Raw genomic sequence first — 5648 nt, 5'->3', positions numbered from 1 at the left:
TGCTACTCCAAATCACTTGAGATGCTGAAGTGTTCGCTCCGTTTGCTCCTTCACTACTTGAAGTATCGAACAGTTTTTCTATCAGCTTAGTTCATTACAATTTCAGCAACGCCCTAAACTCAATTAGGCAAGCCGTTCAAAAATTTGAGAAGGGTTCGGTTTAGAAGCTTCAGTAAGGATGAGGTGATTGACCGTCCTATCTGTATCAGCGCAACCTTCAGCCTGAGAGAATGGCGCAGTATGCTTGAGGGAATGCCTTACGTTGTACCGTACACCGTTAGCTGATTTATGGATGCCAACCCATCAAAAACTAGACGAGGTCGCTCCACTTCTGGGCGAGTGCGAGGAGCTATCCTATCACCTCAAGGGTGGCAAAAGTTTCAGACGGCAAAACAGCAGGCGGAATCCGACGAAACCTGGGGTAAGCGCTTCAGCCAGGAAGATCTGAGCGATCGCACCGGACTCTTCCTAAATACCCTCGCTCGCATTTTGGTAGTGTTCAAGATGTAATGATGGAGGGGTAGAGTTTTTTGCTTTTCTCGTCCCATGCCTGCCTGTCCCCTGAAGTGCGTCTTCCAAAACGGTCAAGAATGGTCGCATCCACAACGGTAAACAACGGTTTAAATGCCTTGACTGCGGACGACAGTTTGTTGAACAACCAACTAAAAAAGTGATCGACCAAGCGACACGGGAGCTGATTGACCGATTGCTGTTGGAACGCATTTCTCTGGCTGGAATCGCTCGTGCCGTCCAGGTTTCTGAACAATGGCTGCTTTCCCTATGTTAATGAGAAATATGCTCAGGTGCCCCGAAGCGTGCAGACGGCACCCAAAAAAAGGGGAGCCTAACGATTCAATGCGATGAATTATGGTCATTCGTGGACAATAAAGGGAACAAGCAGTGGGTCTGGTTGGCTCTTGATGCAGACACTCGTGAGTTTGAGGTTGTTGTATGGCGCTCCCTGGCTAATGCACCACCACTGACTTGCTTATCTGGAAAAAGTAGATTTGGTAACACCCTATAGGTTCGGCAAAACAGGGGGAAGACCAACTGTGATTTTTAGCTGGGAACAGCTTTTAGAAATTCGAGCTATTAGAAATCTAAGAGAAGATGTCTCTCTGCAAACGGTCAGAAAGATAATTAAGTATTTAGACGAAAGTGGATGCGATAACAGCCTGAGAGACAAACAGCTAGTTGTAGTGAATGATGAAGTCTTTTGGGTAAAGCAAGACTGGTCTGATTTCGGTGATAATCTGCCCACAGCCATAAAAGTTGCCAGCAAAAATAATAAGGGCGTAGGTCAGTATGTTTTACTTGTCATACCATCGTTAATAGATATTGTTAACGACATTTGGAAAGCCGCTAAGACATCGAATGTAGTTGACTTCCAAAGCTTTAAGGAACGCGCTAAGGTGTTACCTGCATAGTTTTATTTGAGGGAATAATGCAGTTTAGCCAACACTTCTCATGTAGCAAATGCAGAAGTCTGACCGCCAGCAGCTAATTAAGATTTTCTAACCACTGCTACCAATTCCCTGAAGCTTTTCGACATTTAAACAGACTCAACCCAGCCAGTTCATCCTATGCTTGGGTGATCGCCTGCACCCAAGACCCCTAAATAATCAAGAACTGCTCTCTGGTTCATTCTCTACCTCAACACCGTAGTCAGTGAACAGACGAGCCATAGAGATGCCCAGCGCATTAGCTAGCTTCTCAACGTTCTCCAGAGAGGGATTTCGCCCACCTCTCTCAATATCCGAAATGTAGGTTTGATGAAGCTCAGCTCGTTCGGCAAGTTCCTCTTGAGACAAATCCAATTCTCGCCGACGCCGCCTGATGGCTTTCCCAAAGCGATGGTTAATCTCTGATTGTTTTTTTCGACTCACTGCACGATTTTCAAGGAGTGCAGGTTATGAGTCCATAGACAATGAGTATTATTTTATAGACTTTAAGTTATAAAATAAATGCAGCCAGTTCTTGAGGAACTTATCTATGCCTAACATCCCTTCCCAAATCCCACCCTTCGCCGTACCAGAGGACATTCCCGAAATCCTACCTGAGCAACAGTTTCAGCTCGGTGATTCAGTACGCTGGCGTCAAGTTCCTCATCCAGACTTTGGTCGCATCCTCGGCGTTATCTACACCCACTCCTCCAGTTGTATTGCTACTGGACTGCATTACCTAGTTTTACTCGACGAGCAAAGCCCCCCACCATATCACCAGCTACGACTTCGCTTTTGAGCAAGACATCGAACGGCTCAATCAGTCATCTGTAGTTTGAATCAGAGGTCATCATGTCTTCTCAACCGACACGTCAACAAGTTCTAGAGCTGCACAATCAGATGTTTATCTCCCCCCAAGACTTCAGCTACCGTTGGGGATTAGGGTATGAACAATTAGCTCACATCTGCTGTCTTTCCAAATCCACCACTTACCACTGGCTCGGTGGACAAGCAAGCCGTCGAGAAGCTGGTCTTCCATACCAACGAATCATGGCGATGGCTGATTTTCTCCTCACCAATGCCGAACGAGTTCAGCCATTTTTGGAACGCTGGCACACAAGGCAGTAATCCGACAAACTGTTATGGCTTTGCAAATTGACAAAACTTTCTTGACCATCTGAAAAACCAGAGAGTACGGTGCAGTCAGTGTAATCTAGACACCGATTGTTTTATGACCTTTTTCTCCACCCGTAACGGCAATCAACCTTCCTCCACTATCGAGATTATTGGCGACCATATTGTGATTCGCGACTTAGAAATCCGTCACCCAGAGGCAGCTAACTACTTGAGACAATTGCCCCAGTCCCAACAAGAATCTACTCTCCTGAGTTGTGTGGAAATGGGTTTTGCCTGCATCCAAGTCGCTCATGCCCGTCAGGATACAGCCTTTGTTGAGCAACGGATGCAAGCTCTACTTTCTGAATTCCAAACAGCCGTAAGCCGCATTGTCCAGTCTTTTGAAGAGGAGTTGGTCAGTCAAATTGGTACGGAAAATGGTCAAGTTTTGGCACCGCTCAAAGGACAAATTAATCAAACCGCAGCAGTGCTTACCGCTCAAGTGGATGGCGTCCGAACTCTGCTAGCACGGGATATTGACCCGCATAAGGAAACTTCCGTTATTGGCAGCGTTCTCAAAACCCTCACCAACCTTCTCAACCCCAAATTATCAGATTCCATCCAGGGGTCGTTTAAGGCAGCACTAGCGAATGTTACAGCAGACAACGGAACTCTAGCCAAAGCTGTAAAGAGTGTAGTCAGTGAAGCAGTAAAGCCCTTAGCGTCGGAAGTAGACAAGCTCCGCCAGGAAATTCGAGACAAACAGGTAACGCAAGCAGCACTTGAGCAGACAACAGCTAAGGGTGCTGCCTATGAAGAAATAGTTTTGGTAGAACTACAGGATTGGTCAAAGATTTGTGGCGCTGAGATTCACCACGTCGCCAAAGAAAATGAGCCTGGTGACATCCTCATCAAGCTCACTCCCAACTCAGTAGCGGCAACTGAAATTTCTATCATCATTGAGGCAAGAAACCGACCTTCTCAACCTTGGGGTCGCAAAATGATTTCCCAGCGATTGACCAAAGCACTAGCAAAGTATGAAGCGAATGCTGGAATTTTCTTGAGTCATTCCCGCCAGGGATTAGCACAAGAAATTGGGGAATGGACACAAGGAACCTGTGAATACGGATTGTGGGTTGCCACCACTCATGAGTTGCTCACGGTTGCCCTTCAGTTTCTAATTGTGCGGCAGCAATTAGCGACTCAACAAAGCTTTAACCCTAAGCTTGACTATGGTGTTATTGAAGCTCAGATTCAGCGCATTCAATCTTCCCTAAATTACATTAGCCAAATTAACTCTCACCTGACGTACTTACAAGAAAACACAGAGGGGATTCGCACAAAAGCCAAGGTGATGAAAGCAGAAATTCACAGTGCCCTTGGCTCAATCAGTGAAAGTCTTCGTGTTGTTTCTCGTGAAACATGAGGGTAAAATCAGCCGCAATTATCTCAACGCCAGCCGAAAAAACGTGCCTGAGCCTAATAGGTTTGAGCTGGTGTCAAATCGCGTGGTAAGAAATTGTATGAAATTAAGATGAAATAGAAGTGGAATGTAACACAAGTTCAGGCGAACGGGAAAAAGTTGATGAGTTGACCGCAAAAGAAATTGAGAAACCCAAGGTTCGAGGACACTGCTTATTCCAAAGAAATTTGGACTTGCACTGAGTACCCTAACCGGATAAATATTTTGATATGCTCTGAGCTGCTTTAGGTGAACTTTTGCTGTTGAAGTTTTGATTTAAAGTTGCTGAGCAACGTCTATAGACATGAAGCCACGAATCACATCAGCACATATCCACTAGCAAAAACGGCTGCAACTGAGCAACGCCTAACGGCATAAAGCCACGAATCACCGCCAGATGGTGTACTTTCTGCCCTCAGAAGATACTGAGCAACGCCTAACGGCATAAAGCCACGAATCACCAAAGTTCCCTTTAACTTTTACGCAAGGAACTAAATACTGAGCAACGCCTAACGGCATAAAGCCACGAATCACCTCTTTCACTGCAATCATCGTTGTTCCGTTATCATCCTGAGCAACGCCTAACGGCATAAAGCCACGAATCACAAAGAGAATGTCGGAAAGAAGTGTCAAATAGGTAATTCTGAGCAACGCCTAACGGCATAAAGCCACGAATCACTCCTTTACATGGTTTAGCGTCTGACAGAGCTGGGAACTGAGCAACGCCTAACGGCATAAAGCCACGAATCACAGCAAAAGGGAAACCCTTTGACTGATAAAGGCTCATTTACAATCTTACAAGCACCTTTGGGATAGAGAACCCAAAAACACAAAACTTACAAAATATCCTTTACCTTCAGCCCCTCAAACCCAGTCCCTATAAACTTTTCCAGAAATAGCAAGCAGGTTTCTCCTTGACTAAATTGCCATACCCCTCACCCTGTAACCCTGTGGGCTATTTTTTTACTTTAAATTCCCTTTTCCATCAGAGATGCTTGTCAAATCGGAGATTGAATCATCGTCCACGCCAAATCAGGAGGTGGTGAGCTTGGCATTTCCTCCATCCGATACCTCAAAAATCGGGTATTTCTTGACCCTACATGGTCAACCCAATAGGGTAAGGTTAAACTGCCTTGATTATCCCTAATCGCCCACTGTTTGACTCCCTCTAGATAATCTTCCCTTGCAAGTTTGATCGTTTTAATCAACTGGTCGCTTTCTCCCAAAAACAAACAACCAAACCGTCTTACTAGCTCAGGATGGTCAAACGCGAACTGTATCCTCTCCCTTAAACTTGGTTGTATCTTCTCCCCGTCAGAACGAACCCAAATCAAACACTTCAGATTAGACAAAATTTCTTGATAACAGGGAATAACATTCTCTGGATGGCTAAAATCAGCATTCTTAAACCGTCTCATTTGACGCAAAATTCGTGATTTTTTGGGGGTAGATAACATAGCGATCGCCAATTCTACCCCACAGTGGCGATAGACATCCGTTTCCCCTACCAAAGATAACAACATCCCATACACTGTCGCTGGAGGAGGGACAGGATAGCTTTTTCCCATTTCCCTTGCATGGGACTCCCGAAAAGTCGCAAATGGAACATCCAAATAGAGAATTAATGG

General features: G+C 45.4%; 7 protein-coding genes, 1 pseudogene and 1 CRISPR repeat array. Of the genes and pseudogenes, 6 read left to right on the top strand and 2 right to left on the bottom strand.

The window, feature by feature from the left end; genetic code table 11:
* Nucleotides 1-288: 288 nt before the first annotated feature.
* The 3 genes and pseudogenes from NC996_RS28120 (at nt 289) to NC996_RS28110 (ending at nt 1427) form a co-directional block, all read left to right on the top strand.
* Nucleotides 289-510, top strand: coding sequence for a hypothetical protein (locus tag NC996_RS28120; RefSeq protein ID WP_199303155.1), 222 nt, complete (start codon nt 289-291; stop codon nt 508-510).
* 88 nt (nt 511-598) lie between these two features.
* Nucleotides 599-958: pseudogene (locus tag NC996_RS28115) on the top strand (IS1 family transposase); the annotation flags it as partial.
* A 49-nt stretch (nt 959-1007) separates the two neighbouring features.
* On the top strand, nt 1008-1427 hold the full coding sequence (locus NC996_RS28110) for a MerR family transcriptional regulator (protein WP_348260038.1): 420 nt from the start codon (nt 1008-1010) through the stop codon (nt 1425-1427).
* 195 nt (nt 1428-1622) lie between these two features.
* On the opposite strand, the gene NC996_RS28105 is transcribed toward NC996_RS28110, so the two are convergent.
* On the bottom strand, nt 1623-1886 hold the full coding sequence (locus NC996_RS28105; RefSeq protein ID WP_190686765.1) for a helix-turn-helix domain-containing protein: 264 nt from the start codon (nt 1884-1886) through the stop codon (nt 1623-1625).
* Between the two features lie 106 nt (nt 1887-1992).
* Here NC996_RS28105 and NC996_RS28100 point away from each other — a divergent pair, with 106 nt between their 5' ends.
* The 3 genes from NC996_RS28100 to NC996_RS28090 all read left to right on the top strand — a co-directional run bounded on the left by NC996_RS28100 (nt 1993) and on the right by NC996_RS28090 (nt 3984).
* Nucleotides 1993-2241, top strand: a complete 249-nt coding sequence (locus tag NC996_RS28100; RefSeq protein WP_190434453.1) for a hypothetical protein — start codon at nt 1993-1995, stop codon at nt 2239-2241.
* A gap of 53 nt (nt 2242-2294) precedes the next feature.
* A complete protein-coding gene (locus tag NC996_RS28095; RefSeq protein ID WP_190434455.1) occupies nt 2295-2570 on the top strand; it encodes a helix-turn-helix domain-containing protein in 276 nt (91 codons plus the stop codon).
* 103 nt (nt 2571-2673) lie between these two features.
* Nucleotides 2674-3984: a hypothetical protein gene (locus NC996_RS28090; protein WP_190686762.1), complete on the top strand. Its 1311-nt coding sequence runs from the start codon at nt 2674-2676 to the stop codon at nt 3982-3984.
* Nucleotides 3985-4305: 321 nt separating this feature from the next.
* A CRISPR array of direct repeats spans nt 4306-4771; the repeat unit is 36 nt; unit sequence CTGAGCAACGCCTAACGGCATAAAGCCACGAATCAC.
* Nucleotides 4772-5018: 247 nt separating this feature from the next.
* Here NC996_RS28090 and cas5 read toward each other — a convergent pair.
* Nucleotides 5019-5648, bottom strand: a 630-nt coding sequence (cas5, locus tag NC996_RS28085) for a type I-MYXAN CRISPR-associated protein Cas5/Cmx5/DevS (RefSeq protein ID WP_199303154.1), incomplete at its 5' end; no start/stop codon positions are given.

This window comes from Trichocoleus sp. ST-U2 (assembly GCF_039961875.1).
Taxonomy (GTDB): domain Bacteria; phylum Cyanobacteriota; class Cyanobacteriia; order Cyanobacteriales; family FACHB-T130; genus FACHB-T130.
The sequence above is the reverse complement of the archived record's forward strand: the minus strand, read 5'-3'. Positions and strand labels throughout refer to the sequence as shown.

What these genes read in the sequence shown, in the direction of transcription:
- NC996_RS28120 (WP_199303155.1), top strand. Translation starts at nt 289, where the DNA reads ATGGATGCCAACCCATCAAAAACTAGACGAGGTCGCTCCACTTCTGGG.
- NC996_RS28100 (WP_190434453.1), top strand. Translation starts at nt 1,993, where the DNA reads ATGCCTAACATCCCTTCCCAAATCCCACCCTTCGCCGTACCAGAGGAC.
- NC996_RS28095 (WP_190434455.1), top strand. Translation starts at nt 2,295, where the DNA reads ATGTCTTCTCAACCGACACGTCAACAAGTTCTAGAGCTGCACAATCAG.
- NC996_RS28090 (WP_190686762.1), top strand. Translation starts at nt 2,674, where the DNA reads ATGACCTTTTTCTCCACCCGTAACGGCAATCAACCTTCCTCCACTATC.